This is a genomic window from Bacillus sp. AF62 (assembly GCF_050312695.1).
Taxonomy (GTDB): domain Bacteria; phylum Bacillota; class Bacilli; order Bacillales; family Bacillaceae_G; genus Bacillus_A; species Bacillus_A cereus.
Genome location: NZ_JBNPJZ010000222.1, coordinates 1 through 715, shown reverse-complemented (window position 1 = coordinate 715; position 715 = coordinate 1). Strand labels below are relative to the sequence as shown.

Genomic DNA, 715 nt, shown 5'->3' with positions numbered 1-715 from the left:
ATCTTTCATTCACATAAAAAATAATGTAGCGCCAAAAGAGTATGAATTTACAGTCCATATGCCAAATGGCTGGAAGTTAGTTACCTTTGCAGAATATATGGGAGGAGAACAAGATACAGGCGATGTTTTTATAGTGGATGAGCAGAACACGATTCAAAGTATTTTTATGCCTAGTTGGATAAAGGATGCAAATGGAAAAACAATTTCTACACATTATAAAGTAAACGGGGCTAAATTAATTCAGATTGTGGACTTTGATAAAAATACTGCATTTCCATTGAGTGGGGTTACCGGAAAGTGATTCAACGTTGTTACTGGTAAATAAGTTATTAACGATGATACAGCTGCAAATATGCGTCTGATTATAACAGTCTGATTGTATACTTTTGTTTTTGGATATAGTGAATTGAAAAAGAGATGAGGGGGTTGGAAACATGAAAAAACACTTAATCCGTGTAATAATGGTAGCGAGTGTGATAACTTCATTTCCTACAACAATGTTGGCTGCAGATGATTCGGATCCTGTAACAAAAAATGGAGAAAGATTGCAATATAACACGCCCTATTATGTAAGAGATAAGAATCTACCTCATAAAGGTGGGGTGACGTTTGAGCCTTGGGTGTTAGATGATTATGTTCTTTTTGCACATTCTTCAACGGATAATGGAATACCCATTATTTTTGAGAATAAAAATAAAACAGATGGATTCATTAA

The 715-nt window shown here is 34.4% G+C and carries 2 pseudogenes; both read left to right on the top strand.

Going from position 1 to position 715, the window contains the following annotated elements:
* Nucleotides 1-301 (top strand): annotated as a pseudogene (locus ACQRBL_RS32440) (hypothetical protein); the annotation flags it as partial.
* Nucleotides 302-434: 133 nt separating this feature from the next.
* Nucleotides 435-715: pseudogene (locus ACQRBL_RS32435) on the top strand (Kunitz family serine protease inhibitor); the annotation flags it as partial.